Source organism: Exiguobacterium sp. s168, assembly GCF_018619035.1.
Lineage (GTDB): Bacteria > Bacillota > Bacilli > Exiguobacteriales > Exiguobacteriaceae > Exiguobacterium_A > Exiguobacterium_A acetylicum.
Genome location: NZ_JACSNE010000076.1, coordinates 1 through 246 on the forward strand (window position 1 = coordinate 1; position 246 = coordinate 246).

Here is a 246-nt window from a genome sequence, read left to right on the forward strand (position 1 = left end):
TCACAGGGGGAAGCCCCCAACTACTTTCGGCGTTCAAGTGCTTAACTTCCGTGTTCGGCATGGGAACGGGTGTGACCACTTGGCTATCGCCACCAGACATTTATTATCTTAACATTATGTTCACATAACGTCAAGACTTTTTTTCGTTTTTTTGAAAGGCTCGCGCCCTCAAAACTGAAGTCATCAACAATGCATCTGCTAGAACAAGGCCTCGACCGATTAGTATCACTCAGCTCCACATGTCGC

1 rRNA gene is annotated in these 246 nt (G+C 46.7%); it reads right to left on the reverse strand.

Annotated features, from left to right (window positions below):
- Nucleotides 1-97, reverse strand: a 5S ribosomal RNA gene (gene rrf, locus KNQ15_RS16700); the annotation flags it as partial.
- Between the last annotated feature and the right edge of the window lie 149 nt (nt 98-246).